This is a genomic window from Streptomyces sp. WZ-12 (assembly GCF_028898845.1).
GTDB lineage: Bacteria > Actinomycetota > Actinomycetes > Streptomycetales > Streptomycetaceae > Streptomyces.
Genome location: NZ_CP118574.1, coordinates 3,781,428 through 3,796,854 on the forward strand (window position 1 = coordinate 3,781,428; position 15,427 = coordinate 3,796,854).

10 protein-coding genes, 1 pseudogene and 1 riboswitch are annotated in these 15,427 nt (G+C 72.4%); of the genes and pseudogenes, 4 read left to right on the plus strand and 7 right to left on the minus strand.

Annotated elements, in window-relative coordinates:
* Nucleotides 1–233: 233 nt before the first annotated feature.
* Nucleotides 234–692, minus strand: a complete 459-nt coding sequence (locus tag PV796_RS15885; protein ID WP_274913831.1) for a cobalamin B12-binding domain-containing protein — start codon at nt 690–692, stop codon at nt 234–236.
* Between the two features lie 363 nt (nt 693–1,055).
* On the opposite strand from PV796_RS15885, the gene PV796_RS15890 reads away from it, so the two are divergent.
* A complete protein-coding gene (locus PV796_RS15890; protein WP_274913832.1) occupies nt 1,056–1,862 on the plus strand; it encodes an alpha/beta fold hydrolase in 807 nt (268 codons plus the stop codon).
* 326 nt (nt 1,863–2,188) lie between these two features.
* Nucleotides 2,189–3,814 (plus strand): M23 family metallopeptidase, encoded by a 1,626-nt coding sequence (locus PV796_RS15895; protein WP_274913833.1) that lies wholly within the window; start codon nt 2,189–2,191, stop codon nt 3,812–3,814.
* Nucleotides 3,815–3,894: 80 nt separating this feature from the next.
* On the opposite strand, the gene pcrA is transcribed toward PV796_RS15895, so the two are convergent.
* Nucleotides 3,895–6,447 (minus strand): DNA helicase PcrA, encoded by a 2,553-nt coding sequence (gene pcrA, locus PV796_RS15900; protein ID WP_274913834.1) that lies wholly within the window; start codon nt 6,445–6,447, stop codon nt 3,895–3,897.
* A gap of 234 nt (nt 6,448–6,681) precedes the next feature.
* Nucleotides 6,682–6,866: riboswitch (cyclic di-AMP (ydaO/yuaA leader) on the plus strand.
* 8 nt (nt 6,867–6,874) lie between these two features.
* On the opposite strand from pcrA, the gene PV796_RS15905 reads away from it, so the two are divergent.
* Nucleotides 6,875–8,020: a C40 family peptidase gene (locus PV796_RS15905; protein WP_274913836.1), complete on the plus strand. Its 1,146-nt coding sequence runs from the start codon at nt 6,875–6,877 to the stop codon at nt 8,018–8,020.
* Between the two features lie 182 nt (nt 8,021–8,202).
* Here PV796_RS15905 and PV796_RS15910 read toward each other — a convergent pair whose 3' ends face one another.
* The gene (locus PV796_RS15910; RefSeq protein WP_274913838.1) at nt 8,203–8,556 is read right to left on the minus strand and encodes a hypothetical protein; all 354 of its coding nucleotides are present in this window, start codon (nt 8,554–8,556) and stop codon (nt 8,203–8,205) included.
* 339 nt (nt 8,557–8,895) lie between these two features.
* Here PV796_RS15910 and PV796_RS15915 point away from each other — a divergent pair.
* Nucleotides 8,896–9,444: pseudogene (locus PV796_RS15915) on the plus strand (C40 family peptidase); the annotation flags it as partial.
* Between the two features lie 370 nt (nt 9,445–9,814).
* Here PV796_RS15915 and PV796_RS15920 read toward each other — a convergent pair.
* From PV796_RS15920 to PV796_RS15935, 4 genes are all read right to left on the minus strand, one after another.
* Nucleotides 9,815–10,939, minus strand: a complete 1,125-nt coding sequence (locus PV796_RS15920) for an alpha/beta hydrolase (RefSeq protein ID WP_274913839.1) — start codon at nt 10,937–10,939, stop codon at nt 9,815–9,817.
* A 217-nt stretch (nt 10,940–11,156) separates the two neighbouring features.
* Complete coding sequence (locus tag PV796_RS15925; protein ID WP_274919047.1) at nt 11,157–11,867, minus strand: LuxR C-terminal-related transcriptional regulator; 711 nt, start codon at nt 11,865–11,867, stop codon at nt 11,157–11,159.
* A 119-nt stretch (nt 11,868–11,986) separates the two neighbouring features.
* On the minus strand, nt 11,987–13,315 hold the full coding sequence (locus tag PV796_RS15930; protein ID WP_274913840.1) for an ATP-binding protein: 1,329 nt from the start codon (nt 13,313–13,315) through the stop codon (nt 11,987–11,989).
* A 91-nt stretch (nt 13,316–13,406) separates the two neighbouring features.
* Entirely contained in the window at nt 13,407–15,245 is a 1,839-nt protein-coding gene (locus PV796_RS15935; RefSeq protein WP_446750687.1) for a serine/threonine-protein kinase, read from the minus strand.
* Nucleotides 15,246–15,427 lie beyond the last annotated feature (182 nt).

Below are 15,427 nucleotides of genomic sequence, written 5' to 3' on the forward strand. Positions count from 1 at the left end.
GCCCGGGCCCACGCCCGCAGTCGGGCCCTTCCACGACGTACGGACCACCCGATGCGTACGGACCGTCCGATGCGTACGAGGCGCCCGACGCACACGAGCCGCCCGACGCGTTCACACCACCCGGGCCACCCGGGCTCTTCGTGGCGTGCGGACCGCCAAGTCCGTCCGCGTCGCCCGGGCCATCCGGCGCGTACGGGCCGTCCCCCACGTACGCGCCGCCCAGCCCGGCCGGCTCACACCGCCAACGGGCGGACGTTCGCCGTGACCCACTCCACGATCGAGGCGGTGGTCGCGCCCGGAGTGAAGATCTCCGCGACGCCCTGCTCCTTCAGCGGGGCGATGTCCGCCTCCGGGATGATGCCGCCGCCGAAGACCTTGATGTCCGCCGCGTCCCGCTCCGCCAGCAGGGCCAACACCTTCGCGAAGAGGGTGTTGTGCGCACCCGAGAGGATGGACAGCCCGATCGCATCGGCGTCCTCCTGGATGGCGGTGTCCACGATCTGCTCCGGCGTCTGGTGCAGCCCGGTGTAGATCACCTCCATACCGGCGTCCCGCAGCGCCCGGGCGATGACCTTGGCCCCCCGGTCGTGCCCGTCCAGCCCCGGCTTGGCGACGACGACCCGGATCGGCCCCGACCGGCCCGCCGCGCCCTGGCCCTCCGCCTGCGCCCCGTCTTGCCGCGCCACACTCATCACTGCCTCCAAGACATGTGCGGCACCGCCAGGGCGGTGCCGCCGAGCCGACATTCGGTCGCGCCACCGCGATCCGGCGGCCACGAGCGTGAACGAACGTTATCTACAGCATCCCGTACCCAGCCGTTTCGTGACATCCGGCGAGGGGGAAATCACACACGGGACACATCCGTTACGCGTCGCGCTCCGCGTGTCGCACCGCCGCCAGGGACGGCCGGCGACGCACGCGCGGGTCGGGCGCCCGGGGAGCCGCGGTCGGGCCAGTACGCCCGGCCCCACCGCCTCGCCATCGCCGCGCGCGGCTTCCCTCAAGGGCATTCGGGGGTCATCGCCGCCTGCCGCGTGCCGTTCGGGAGGTCGGCCATGGGGGCCCTGACTGTTCTCTCCACCACCGCTTCGCTCCGCGCCACACTGGTGGACGCGGCGGTGCTCGTCGCCCACTTGATCCTCTATCCAACCGGTATCGCCCAAGAACGCTCCCTGTCCGCACCGTCGGCGACCGGTTCCGCGGCCCGGCTGCCGACCGAGGGCCGCGCCCACCCGCCGGTCCTGCTGCTCCACGGCTTCGTCGACAACCGCTCGGTCTTCGTCCTGCTGCGCCACTCCCTGCACCGCCACGGCTGGCGCCACGTCGAAGCGCTCAACTACTCCCCGCTGACCTGCGATCTGCGCAGCGCCGCCGAGCTGTTGGGCCGCCATGTCGAGGAGTTCTGCGCCCGGACCGGCCACCACCGGGTGGACATCGTCGGGCACAGCCTCGGCGGCCTGATCGCCCGCTATTACGTGCAGCGGCGCGGCGGCGACGCCCGCGTCCGCACGCTGATCACGCTCGGCACACCGCACTCCGGCACCCGCGTCGCGCCCCTGATGTCGGCGCATCCGATCGTCCGGCAGATGCGCCCGGACTCCGACGTGGTAGCGGAGTTGGCGCTTCCGGCGCCGCGCTGCCGGACGCGTTGCGTGGCGTTCTGGAGCGCGGCGGACCAGGTGATGGTGCCGGCCACCACGGCCCGGATCGTCCACCCGGACCTGCGGGCCGAGAACGTCCACGTCGACGACGTCGGGCACCTCGCGCTGCCGGTCAACGCGACGGTAGCGGCCGGGATTAGGGAGGCGCTGACCGCCTCGGCCGCCGCCCGGCCGGACGCGGACGCGATATCGGTGGCCTGATCGACGCGCTCCCGGTGGCCTGACGCAATGATCCGGCGCAGTCAGTTCAATAGCCGGCGCAGTCAATGCCGGTGGCGTGATCGGCGACATGATCGGCGGCGTGATCCGTCACTTCGTCGACGCCCGGCCGCCCCGCCCCCGTCATTTCCCGGCCGCCGCGTCGAACGACCGTCGAACGGGTCGCCAAGAACGCGCATGTGCGCCGCCGGAAGGTGCGCAAATGCCCGGCCCCGCCGAGCCCGAAACTTCGGGAAGATTGTGGGCGTCGCGTACCGCCGGGTACAGTCGCCGCTAATTCTCCTGCAGCCGAGGCGAAAGAGAAGTTGGTGGACGACCGTCACCCGTCAGGGGCTCAGCTTTCTCACGCCCCCGCTTCCGACGCCTCCCGTGCACAGTTGGCATACGGCGACGGTGACCCCCTCTTCGGCTCGCACCCCGACGCCTACGGCATGGGCGCCTACGACCCGGCCGGACACCCCATCGGCGCCTACTCGACCGGCAGTTACCCCGGAACCGGCTACGACACCGGCACCTACGGCGGCGGCTACGACCCGTACCCCCACGCCGGCTACGACGCCACCGGCTACGGCACCGACGCGTACGCCACCGGGTACGACAGCGCCGCCTACGGGTACCCCGGCGGCCACGACGCGACGGCCCACGGCGCCGCCTACGACACCGGCGGCTACCCGGCCGACGGCTTCGACGGCACGGCGTACGGCACCACCCCGTACGGCACCGGCGATGTCCTCACCGACGGCTACCCGACCGGCAGTTACCCCGAATCCGGCTACGACACCGGCACTTACGGCGGCACCGCCTACGGCTCCGCGCCCCACGACAACGCGGCCTACGACACCGCCTCGTTCGCGGCCGCCGCCACCGCCGTCCAGGAGCCGATCGGCTACGAGGCCACCGCGGTGTGGTCGACCGCGGACTACGCCGATCCGCACGCCCGCCCGCTCGACCCGGCCCCCGGCATCCCGGCCCAGGCCGGCCCGCCCGCCGACGACACCGTCGTATGGGACCAGCCGCTCGCGGAGTTCGCCGACGGCGGTGACGTCAACGCCCCCGCGCCGGACGACGCGTCGATCGCCGAGGCGATGACGCAGGCGATGCCCGTCACCGCCGTCCCGGAGGCCCCGGAGGCCCCAGAAGCCCCGGCCACCGGTCGGCGCGGCAGCGCTCCCGCGGAGGGCCGGGCGGCCCGTGGCCGCGGCCGCCGCCGCCAGGCCAAGCGGTCGGCGCTGCTGACCGTCGCGGTGCCCTCGGTGGCGGCAATGGGCGTCTGCGCGGCGGCCGCGGCCTCGGTCAGCCAGTTCGGCGGGGAGTCCAAGGACGAGGCGACCACCCGGTCCGCGCCGGACGCCGGCACCACGACGCGGGCCACCGCGGCCAACAAGAAGCTGGACAACCAACTCGCCGGACTCAGCGCCAGCGCCCAGGACTTCCGCGAGCGGGCCAGCCGCACCCAGGAGCGGCTGGACCTCAAGGAGCGGCAGGCGCTGGAGCGCAAGCGCAAGGAGGCGGAGGCGGCCCGCAAGGAGGCGGAGCGCCCCAAGTTCGTGCTGCCGGTCACCCAGCACGGGCTGAGCGCGCTCTTCGGCCAGGCCGGGGTCAACTGGATGTCGGTGCACACCGGCATCGACTTCCCGGTCGGCTACGGCACCCCCGTCATGGCGGCCACCGACGGCACCATGCACACCCAGTGGAACTCCGCCTACGGCAACATGGCGATCCTGACCTCGCCGGACGGCACCGAGACCTGGTACTGCCACCTCAGCAGCACCAAGGTCCGCTCCGGGACGGTCAAGGCCGGCGACACCATCGCCTACTCCGGCAGCTCCGGGAACTCCACCGGACCGCACCTGCACTTCGAGGTCCGGCCGGCCGGCGGCGCGGCCGTCGACCCGCTCCCGTGGCTGCGCACCCACGGCCTCAACCCGAACTGAACGGCCGCCAGCCATCGCACACTTCGGGGCCTGCCGCACACCGCGGCAGGCCCCTCACGCGTCTCCCGGCTGACCGACGGCTAGAGCTTCTCCACCGGTGCGTACCGCAGCAGCAGCCGCTTGGGCTTCTCGCCGCCGAAGTCGATGGTCGCCTCGGCGTTGTCCCCGCTGCCCTTGACGCCGACGACGGTGCCGAGCCCGAAGCTGTCGTGGGTGACGCGGTCGCCGACGGCCAGCGAGACCACCGGACGGTCCTTGGTCCGCCGGGTCGCGAAGCCGCTCGGCCCCTTGGCGCGCGTCGAGGAGAGCGAGGCGCCAATGCCGCCCCCGCCGAGGCCCCCGCCCGAGGAACTGCCCGACGACAGGCCGCCCATGGACGCGGACGGCGTGGCGGAGCCGGTGCGCCGCCAGTCCAGGAAGGTGTCCGGGACCTCCTCCAGGAAGCGCGAGGGCGGGTTGTACGAGGGCTGGCCCCAGGCGCTGCGCATCGTGGCGCGGGTGACGTAGAGCCGCTCGCGGGCGCGGGTGATGCCGACGTAGGCGAGCCGGCGCTCCTCCTCCAGCTCCTTGGTCTGGCCGAGCGCCCGCAGGTGCGGGAAGACGCCGTCCTCCAGGCCGGTCAGGAAGACGACCGGGAACTCCAGGCCCTTGGCGGTGTGCAGGGTCATCAGCGTGATGACACCGGGGTCCTCGGCGCCCGCCGTGTCTTCGGCGGATTCAGCGGGTGCGTCGGGGATCTGGTCGGAGTCGGCGACCAGGGCGACCCGCTCCAGGAACTCGGCGAGCGTCCCGGGGGCGGCGGCCTCCGCCTCCTCGGCCTCCTGGGTCTCGTCGGCCTCTTGGGCCTCGCCGTGGTCCTGCTCGAACTCCAGGGCCACGGAGGCGAGTTCCTGGAGGTTCTCGACGCGGGTCTCGTCCTGGGGGTCGGTGGACGACTGGAGTTCGGCGAGGTAGCCGGTGCGCTCCAGGACCGCCTCCAGGATCGTGGCGGGGCCGGCCCCGGACTCCACGATGGTGCGCAACTCCTCCATCAGGGCGTTGAACCGCTTGACGGCGTTGGCGGAGCGGGCGGCCATGCCGTACGCCTCGTCGACCCGGCGCAGCGCCTGCGGGAAGGTGATCTTCTCGCGCTGGGCGAGGGCCTCGATCATCGCCTCGGCGCGGTCGCCGATGCCGCGCTTGGGGACGTTGAGGATCCGGCGCAGCGGGACGGCGTCCTCGGGGTTGGCGAGCACCCGGAGGTAGGCGAGGATGTCGCGGACCTCCTTGCGCTCGTAGAAGCGCACGCCGCCGACGACCTTGTAGGGCAGCCCGACCCGGATGAAGATCTCTTCGAAGACGCGGGATTGGGCGTTGGTGCGGTAGAAGATCGCGACGTCGCCGGCCTTGGCGTCGCCGGCGTCGGTGAGCCGGTCGATCTCGTCGGCGACGAACTGGGCCTCGTCGTGCTCGGTGTCGGCGACATAGCCGGTGATCTTGGGGCCGGCGCCGGCATCCGTCCAGAGGTTCTTGGGGCGGCGGTTCTCGTTGCGCTCGATGACGGCGTTGGCGGCCGAGAGGATCGTCTGCGAGGAGCGGTAGTTCTGCTCCAGCAGGATCGTGGTGGCGTTCGGGTAGTCCTCCTCGAACTGGAGGATGTTGCGGATCGTGGCGCCGCGGAAGGCGTAGATGGACTGGTCGGCGTCGCCGACCACGCACAGCTCGGCCGCGGGGACATCGACCGTGCCCGGGCCCACCAGCTCGCGGACGAGGGTGTACTGGGCGTGGTTGGTGTCCTGGTACTCGTCGACGAGGACGTGGCGGAAGCGGCGGCGGTAGTGCTCGGCGACGTCGGGGAACGCCTGGAGCAGGTGGACCGTCGTCATGATGATGTCGTCGAAGTCCAGGGCGTTGGCCTCGCGCAGCCGCGCCTGGTACATCGCGTACGCCTCGGCCAGGGTCTTCTCAAAACCGTCCGCAGCCGTGCCCGCGAAGCTCTCCTCGTCGATGAGCTCGTTCTTGAGGTTGGAGATCTTCGCGCTGAAGGACTTGGGCGGGAAGCGCTTGGGGTCCAGGTCCAGATCGCGGCAGACCAGGGCCATCAGGCGCTTGGAGTCGGCCGCGTCGTAGATCGAGAAGGACGAGGTGAAGCCGAGCCGCTTGGACTCCCGGCGCAGTATCCGCACGCAGGCGCTGTGGAAGGTGGAGACCCACATGGCGTTGGCCCGCGGGCCGACCAGGTCCTCGACGCGCTCCTTCATCTCGCCCGCGGCCTTGTTGGTGAAGGTGATCGCGAGGATCTGGCCGGGGTGGACGTGGCGCTCGGCGAGCAGGTGGGCGATGCGGTGGGTGAGCACCCGGGTCTTGCCGGAGCCGGCGCCGGCGACGATCAGCAGCGGGCTGCCGCTGTGCACCACGGCGGCCTTCTGCTGGTCGTTGAGGCCCTCCAGGAGCGCCGCCGGGTCGATGGCCGGGCGGGGGGCGCCGTCGCGGTAGTACGGCTGCCTGGGCGCGGGCGCGTCGAACTTCCCGCCGAAGAGGTCGGCGGGCATCTCGTCCGGGACCGGGCCGTGCTCGTCCTCGGGCGGCGGCGGGGGCTCCTCGTCCGGGGGGCCGAGGTCCGCCAGGAAGCTGTCGTCAAAGAGGCTGCTCATCGCCCACCGAGTCTAGGCCGCCGCACTGACAACCGGTCCCGAAGTGGCGGATTGCCCGGAACCGCCCCGGTCGGGGCGTCATCTGCGCGGCCGGGGACGCCTCGTGGGCTCTCCGCGTTCAGGTCACGAAAAGGTTTCGGGCATATCGAACACCTGCCTTCACAGGGGCCACACGAGTTGGCTACGGTCTCGCTCAAGGCAGCCCGCCGTCCCCGCGGACGACAGCGTCCGCACGGGCCGCCTCCGCCGAGTCCGGCCTGTCACGAAGGCAATCCGGAGCCGGGGACCCACAAGCACCACCGGGGTGAATCGACCGGAGCGACCGTCGCCAGGCGGACGCACCGGCCGTAGGGCAAGCCTTCCGTCAGCAGACCGCCCGAACCCGACAGCTAACCCGGTAGGCGGTCCACGGAAGGAGTCGCCGGCCTTGGCGTCCCATCGCAAGCCGCGCACCCCCATACTTGCCACGCCCGGCGGCCGTCGCACGGCCACCGGGCTGACCACGGCCGCACTGGCCTCGGTCACCCTGCTCTCGCAGACCGCGAACGCCGCCCCGAAGGCTCCCCAGCCGACCGTCGAAGAGGTCAAGCAGCAGGTCGACGACCTGTACCAGCAGGCCGAGGTCGCCACCCAGAAGTACAACGCCGCCAAGGAGAAGGCCGACAGCGGGCAGCACACGGTGAACCGCCTGATCGACGAGGCGGCCCGGCGCGCGGAGAAGATGAACGAGTCCCGGCGGCGGCTGGGTTCGTTCGCCTCGGCGCAGTACCAGAGCGGCGGGATCAATCCGACGGCCCAACTGATGCTCGCCAAGGACCCGCAGCAGTTCGTCGACCGCAACCACCTGATGCAGCAACTGACCGGTCGGCAGAAGCAGGTGGTCACCGACTATCAGGAGCAGGCCGCGGCGGCCACCCGCCAACGGGCCGAGGCCACGCAGAGCCTCACGGACCTCCAGCACGCGCAGACGTCCCTGAAGGAGACCAAGCGCAACGTCCAGACCAAGCTGGCCGAGGCGCAGCAGCTGCTCTCCCGGTTGACCGCGCAGGAGAAGGCGCGGCTGGCCGAACTTGAGCGCCAGAAGGAGGCCGCGGCCGAGCGCAAGGCCGAGGAGCAGGCCCGCAAGGAGGCCGAGAAGCGGCGGCAGCATCCCGGCGGCTCCGACCAGGACACCGGCGGCGGCTCCTCGGACGGCGGCGGCTCCTCGGACGGCGGCTCGTACAGCACCAAGGCCCAGAAGGCGCTCGCCTTCGCCCGCTCCCAGATGGGCAAGCCCTACGTCTGGGGCGCCACCGGGCCCAACTCCTACGACTGCTCGGGCCTGACGCAGGCCGCGTGGAAGGCGGCCGGGGTCGATCTGCCGCGCACGACCTGGGACCAGGTCAAGACCGGCACCCGGGTCTCCACCGATCACCTCCAACCCGGTGACCTGGTGTTCTTCTACAACGACATCAGCCACGTCGGGATGTACATCGGCGACGGCAAGATGATCCACGCCCCGCACCCGGGGGCCAACGTCCGGGTGGAGTCGATCTACTACATGCCGATCTACGGGAGCGTCCGGCCCGGCTAACCGGCACACGGGCGCGCGCCCCGCGTCCCGCTGATCCACCCCCCACACGCCACCGCGCGGCCATCCGCCGGCTCCGGAGCACGGAGCGGGATGACCGCGCGGTGTGCCGTTTCGGCACGGGCGCCGCGGCGCCGGGGCCGCCGGGCTTCTGCCGGGCCGGGCCGCCGGAGCGCCGGGCGGGCTCAGGTCCAGAGCACCGCGATGAAGATGTTGAGCATGGTGAGGCCACCGACCGCGCCGAACAGCGGCTTGGCGATCTTCTCCTCGTCCCGCTTGACGTAGACCAGCGCCAGGATCACCACCAGGACGGCCAACTTGATGCCGAACTTGATGTTGTTGAGCGAGGCGCCCTGCATCTGGTTCAGACCGACCAGCACGATGCCGGTGACCAGCATCGTCAGCGCGCCGTGCAGCATGGCCGGCACGAAGCGGGCGGTGCCCGCACTCATCGCCTTCATCTGGGTCAGGAACCCGCCGAGGAGGGAGGCGATGCCGATGATGTGCAGGGCGACGAAGACATTGATTACTACGTCCATAGTGTTGGATCGTATCCGCCCCATAGCACGTCCTTTCCGGCAGGGCGTCCGCGATGCCCGCTTCGGTCAGGGCCCGCCGGTCCCGACCCGCCCCGACCGCCCGGGCGGTCATCCCCGCACCATGAGCGGTCGGATAAGGGCAATGCCGGGCAAGGCGGTTCGCCGCCGTGACCCCGGGCCTAGCTTCCTCCTGCACGCGACCGGGCCCCCTCCGGTCGCCCCCGTCCCGCAGGGAAGGAAGTGACGGCCGCCATGGCCTCGCACCACACCACCGCCGAGCGACCACAGCTCGCACCGCAGCCGGCCCGGGCCCACGTCGCCCACGCCACCCACCAGGGGCTGCTGCTCGCCGCGGACCCACAGCGCTGCCTGGACGGCGCCACGGTGCTGGAGCGCACGGGCGGCCACCAGGCCACCGCGGTGGCCGGCTGGGCCCGCCGCCTGGGCAGCATCCGCCGGCTCGGCACCCGCCCCGCGACCGCCGAGGAACGCCCCCCGGAACCCGGGCCCGCCGCCGCTCCGCGCACCCCGACGCCGGGCGAACGCGCCGCCCGCGCCGTCTCCTTCGCCCACGGAGCGCTCGGCAAGCCCTATGCCTGGGGTGCGACCGGCCCGGCCGCGTACGACTGCTCGGGGCTGGTCCAGGCCGCCTGGAAGGCCGGCGGGATCGCCCTGCCCCGGACGACCTACACCCAGATCGCCTCCGGCGCCCGCGTCGACTGGCCCCAACTCGCCCCCGGCGACCTGGTGTTCTTCTACTCCGGCATCAGCCACGTGGGCCTCTACATCGGTGGCGGCGAGATGATCCACGCCCCGCACCCGGGCGAGCCCGTCCAGATCACCCCGATCGACCGGATGCCCTTCGCCGGCGCGACCCGCCCGGCCTAGCCGCCACCGCCCAACCACCCGGATATCGCCGCCCGTTGGGCCACCCACCCGGCTACGCGCCGACGCCCATCACCGGCCCGCCCATCACCGTACGACCCCTCCCCCGGTCGCTCCCGTGGCCGCTGCGCACCGGACGCCCGCCCCAATCGCCCTCGCGGTCGCCCTCCTGGCCGCTCCCCGTCACCGCCGTGGCCCCACATCCGCACCGCCCCCGTACGCCCCTCGCGCGTCGCTCCCTGTCACGCTGTACAACGCACCGCGGTGCGGCGATGTGCCCGGTTCCGGCGATTCCGGCGGAGTTTCACCCGAACGATTAACTCCGCCTGGCGCGGCGGCCGTTAGGGCGGGCCGGCCTGGCCCACCGAACGCGCTAGCCCCGCAGGTACAACCCGAACCACCGGAAGATCTCCGGCACTTGGCGCTTCCACACCGGCACGGTGTGACCGCCCGCGCTCGCCGAGATCTGCTGCACGGTGACCGTCGTCGGCTGCTTCGCGAGCTGCTTGAGGCCCATGCCGGCCTGGTAGCCGTCGCCGTTCGCGCCGGAGATGTACAGCGCGGTGCGCGGCGGCCGCCCGGCCTCGTTGGCGGCCTTCAGGATGTGCAGCGGGTTGGTCTCCACGCGCAGCTTGGGGTCCTTGCCGGCGAGCGAATCCTTCTCTATGGCAGGGTCGTTGTAGCCGGACATGCCGACCGCGGCGCGGTACCGGTCCGGGTGGGCCAGCGCGAGCTTGGTCGCGCAGTGCGCGCCCGCCGAGTAGCCGGCCAGCGCCCAGGAGTCCGGCTTGTCGCCGGCCCGGAAGTTGTCGATCACCATCTGGCGGACGTCGACGGTCAGCCAACTGTCGGCGTTGGCCTTGCCGGGGAGGTTGACGCACCCGGTGTCGGCGTTGGGCAGCACGTTGGTCCGCGGCGCCACCAGGATGAACGGCTTGACCGCCCCGCTCTGCATCAACGGCGCGAGCTGCTCGTTGGCCTTCAGCGACCCGAACCAGGACTTGGAGGACCCGGGGTAGCCGGGCAGCAACTCGACCACCGGGAACTTCTTGTCCTTGTAGGCGGGGTCGTTGTACTGCGGCGGCAGCCAGACGTACACCTCGCCGTTGACGCCCGAGATCTGGCCCTTGAGGTCGGTCATCTGGACGCCGGCGCCCACCACCGGGTCGTCCGCCGGCCGGAAGTGCTGGAGCACCTTGGGCTCGTCCTTGAGGTTCTTGCCGCCCAGCCCGTCCGGCCCGAGGTTCCGGGCCGCGTCGATGTGGTTGCCGGTGCCGAGCAGGTCGCCCCAGTTGTCGTAGAGGTTGTTGGCGTTGTTGACCATCAGGAAGACCACCGTGATCGCGGTGACCTGGGCGAACAGCAACATCAACAGCCGTGCCAGGCCGCGCACAAGCGGCGGCCCGGCGACTCGGCCCCACACGGTGAGCGGCAGCACGAGGGCGACGATCAACAGCAGGATCGAGAAGAGGAAGAAGGGCGTACCCGTCAGGCTCATCGGGATCTCGTTTCCAGGAGGTATGCGCGTGGGGCGTGGGCTTGGGTTACGGCCCCGCCTACGGGCAGCGAGCCTCTCCGCGCCCTTAGATGGCGAACCGCGCGATCCTGGTTGCCCGCCTTGGGCGCTTCTTTACGCGCTCCCTGCGTGCCCCGCGTCACGGGGGCGGATCCCGATCGTCCGCCCCCGCGCCCCCATACGCTCGCGAAATCGCAGGTCAGACCAGGCGGCGGGCGGCCGCCCAACGGGTCAGCTCATGACGGTTGGAGAGCTGCAACTTGCGCAGCACGGCCGAGACATGTGACTCAACCGTCTTGACGGAGATGAACAGCTGCTTGGCGATCTCCTTGTACGCGTACCCGCGGGCGATGAGTCGGAGCACCTCGCGCTCACGCTGGGTGAGGCGGTCCATGTCCTCGTCCACCGGCGGGGCGTCCGTCGAGGCGAAGGCGTCCAGGACGAAGCCGGCCAGGCGGGGCGAGAAGACCGCGTCACCGTCGGCGACCCGGAAGATCGCGTTGACCAGGTCCGTGCCGGTGATCGTCTTGGTGACGTAGCCGCGGGCGCCGCCGCGGATGACCCCGATGACGTCCTCGGCCGCGTCGGAGACCGAGAGCGCCAGGAACCGCGCCGGCTGCTCGGGGTCGGCCATCAGCCCGGCGCAGCGGCGCAGTACCTCGACGCCGCCGCCCCCGGGGAGGTGCACGTCCAACAGGACGACCTCGGGGCGGGTGGCGGTGATGACCGTGATCGCCTGATCGACGTCGGCGGCCTCGCCGACCACCTCGACGCCGGTCTGCTCGGTCCGGCCGATCTCGGCCTGGACGCCCGTCCGGAACATCCGGTGGTCGTCGACCAGCACGACCCGGACGGTGCGGTCCTGGCCCTCGCCGCCGGTCTCGCCCTGCTGTGCGTCGTCGCTGCTCATCTCGTCCGTCCGTCCTTCGCTCGCTGCCCCGTCATGATCCCCCGCCGCGTCCGCGGTGCCGCCGCGGGCCCGCCGGTCGACGCCGCCGTCCCCGGGAGCGCCCGAGGATGCCGTCGCGCTCACTGCGGCTCCCCCTCCGCGCCCGCGCGGCGATCGGTGCGCCCGCGCTCCTCGCCGCGCTCCATCTCCAACTCGACGACCGTGCCGCCGTCGGGGGCGGCGCGCAGCCGGGCGGTGCCGCCGTTGCGCTCCATACGGCCGATGATGGACTCCCGCACCCCCATCCGGTCCGCGGGCACCGCGTCCAGGTCGAAACCGGGGCCGTGGTCGCGCACCGAGACGAAGACCGTGCGGCCCTCCACCTCGGCGAACACCTGCACCGCGCCGCCCTCGCCACCGTACTTGGCGGCGTTGACCATCGCCTCGCGCGCGGCCTGCATCTGCGCACCGAGCGCCTCGTCCAACGGGCAGTCGCCGACCACCACGACCTCGATGGGGACGCCGTGGTGGTCCTCGACCTCGGCGGCGGCCGCCCGCACCGCCTCGGCGAGCGTCGACGGTTCCTCGTCCTCGTCCTTGCCGCGGCCCTCGGGCTTGTAGAGCCAGGCGCGCAGCTCGCGTTCCTGGGCGCGGGCCAGTCTCGCCACCTCCCGGGGGTCGTCGGCGTTGCGCTGGATCAGGGTGAGGGTGTGCAGGACGGAGTCGTGGACATGGGCGGCGACCTCGGCGCGCTCCTGGGCCCGGATGCGCATCAGCCGCTCCTCGGAGAGGTCCTGGGTGATCCGGACGAGATAGGGGCCGGCGAGCAGGGCGATGCCGACGACGACGGCGAGCGCGGCCTGGAGCACCGAGCCGAGGTTCTGCACGGAGCCCTGGAGCACGACGATGCCGGTGACCCCGACGCCGACCAGCAGCACCCCGGCCGCGCCGCGCACCACCGGCAGCAGGCCCTTGCGGCGCCCGAGCTCCAGCCACTGGGCGCGGCGGGAGTTGTCCGCCTGGCGCCAGACCAGCGCGACGCCGGCGCCGATGAGCAGCACCGGCCAGAGGTAGACATTGGACCTGCCTGGCTGGAAACGGGAGGCCACGATCGAGGCCCCCACCAGGAGCGCGATCAGGGCGAGGAGCTGCCCCTTGTCGGGCCTGCGGCCCAGCAGCCGCCGGCCCTCCCCCGCCGCGGGCTGCCGGGTCTCGACGCCGCCGACGCCCAGAGGCACGAAGAACCAGAACGCGGCGTAGAGCAGCGCGCCCATGCCGTCGGCCATGAAGAGCGCGACGAAGACGATCCGCACCCAGGTGACCGGCAGCCCGAGGTGCCCGGCGAGTCCGCGCGCGACACCGCCGAGCAGCCGCCCCTCTGCGCTGCGGTAGAGCTTGCGCATGGGCGGTTCGTCGGGGTCCGGCGCCGGGGCGTAGCCCGTCTCGGCGCGCGGTGGCGCTGTGGTCATGCCTCAGATCGTCACACGCCGGCCGGGCCGGGGACATCAGGGTCGACCCTGACCGGTCCCTGAGCTTGCTCGGGGATCCGCTGCGGGTCGCTCAGCCCGCGGTCGGGGATTTCCGGAATCCGTCCTTCACGTTCGAGAAGACCTCCTCGAACGTGGACCAGTTCGCCGACGGCGCGGAGACGTAGATCGCGTACTCCTTGGAGCCCTCGCGACCGAAGCCCAGGTCGATGCCGCGGTACTCGCGGGCCCGGCCCTGGAAGGTGAACTCCCAGATGGCGGCTGCGTCGCCCTGGTAGATGGTGTCCTGGAGCCGGAGGCGCTGGTAGCTCGGGTACAGGCGCTTGAAGTCGGATTCGACGCTCTTGAAGTGCTGCACCTGGTCCGCGGAGGCGAAGTCCAGGGTGCTGATGGTGAGCTGCGCCAGATCGGCGTCGGAGGTGTAGACGATCTGCCGGCCGGGCTCCTTGACCTCCCGCTTCCACCCCGAGGGCACTGGGAAGGACACCCCCATGCCCTGCTCGACGGCTCGGCGGTAACCCTGGGGCAGGGGCGGCGGCGGTGTGGTGCTGGGGGTCGGCCGCGCCGGAGAGGAGGGGGCACTGTCGCCCGCCTGGTTGGTCGAACTGCCGCCGCTCTTGCGGTGGCTGACGTACCAGGCCGTGCCCGCGCCGCCGCCGACGACCAGGACGCCGACGACGCTCCAGACCACGACCCGGCCCCGCCGCCTGCGGGGCGCCGGGGAGCCGCCGAGCACGTCGGTGCGGGCCTCGGCGGGCGTCCGGGAGGCCGCGGAGAGCGCCGCGCCCGGTACGGACACCGGGCCGGTCACCTCGCCCTCCGGGGCCGCGGCGACGGGAAGGCCGGCGGCGGGATGGCCACCGGGAGCCATGCCGGTCGCCGACCCCGGGTGGCTGCCGGTTCCGGTGGTGGTCCCCGCGGCGGCTCCGGCAGCCGCCCCGGGTGCGGTCCCGGTCGTGGTCGCCGCCGCGCTGCCGGTGGTCGAGCCGGTGTCCGCGCGGCTCCCGGTGGGGCTTTGGGTACTGCCGGGGCCGGTGCCGGTGTGCGTGACCGGACGGGTGGGCGCCTCGGAGGGCTCGCCCTCGGTGCGCCGGCCGCGGCCCACCGTCCCCAGGGCCAGCGTGGGCCAGCCCATCAGTGCCGTGTCCACCTCGGCCTCGGCGGCCCGCAGCGCCTGCTCGACGACCTCGGCGGTGGGCCGCTCGGCCGGCTCCTTGGCGAGCAGCGCCTCGATCAGGGCGGTCAACTGGCCGGCGCTGCGCGGCGGTTCCAACGGGTCGACGGCGATCGCGTACGCCGTCTCAACCGCGGTGTTCTTGCGGAACGGCGGCTTCCCCTCGACCGCCTGATAGAGCGTCGCCCCCAGCGCCCACAGGTCCGAAGCCGGCCCCGGCGTACCGCCCTTGACCCGCTCGGGCGCCAGGTAGTCGATGGAGCCGACGAGTTCGCCGGTCTTGGTGAGGGTGGAGGTGCCGGTGGCGACGGCGATGCCGAAGTCGGTGAGGACCACCCGGCCGTCCTCACCGAGCAGCACGTTGCCCGGCTTGACGTCGCGGTGCAGCACGCCGGCGGAGTGCGCGGCCCGCAGCGCGGAAATCATGCCGCGGCCGATCCGGGCGGTCTCCCGGGGCGAGAGGTAAGTGCCGGACTGCGCCGCCTCCTTGATGGCGTCGCCGAGCGTCGAGGAGGGGACGTACTCCATGACGATGCACGGCGAGCCCTCGTCGTCCACGACGTCGTGGACGCCGACGACGTTGGGGTGGTTGATCCGCGCCGCGGCCTGCGCCTCACGGGTGGTGCGCTCGTGGCGGGTGGCGAGTTCGTCCGCATCGAGTTGGGGCGAGACGTGCAGGCGTTTCACCGCGACCTGACGCCCCAGGAGCTCGTCCCGGGCCCGCCAGACGGTGCCCATACCGCCTTGGCCTATCCGCTGGACCAGGCGATACCGCCCGGCGACCAGTCGCCCCTCGTCCTCCGACACCGCACGCCCCTCCGGAAACCCGTACGTATTCAGGGCGCAACGATAGTCTTCAGCAGGGCGGAAAAGACCTCCGGCCACCGCCGCGACGAGTCTTTTTCCGGCGCGGGTCGCGG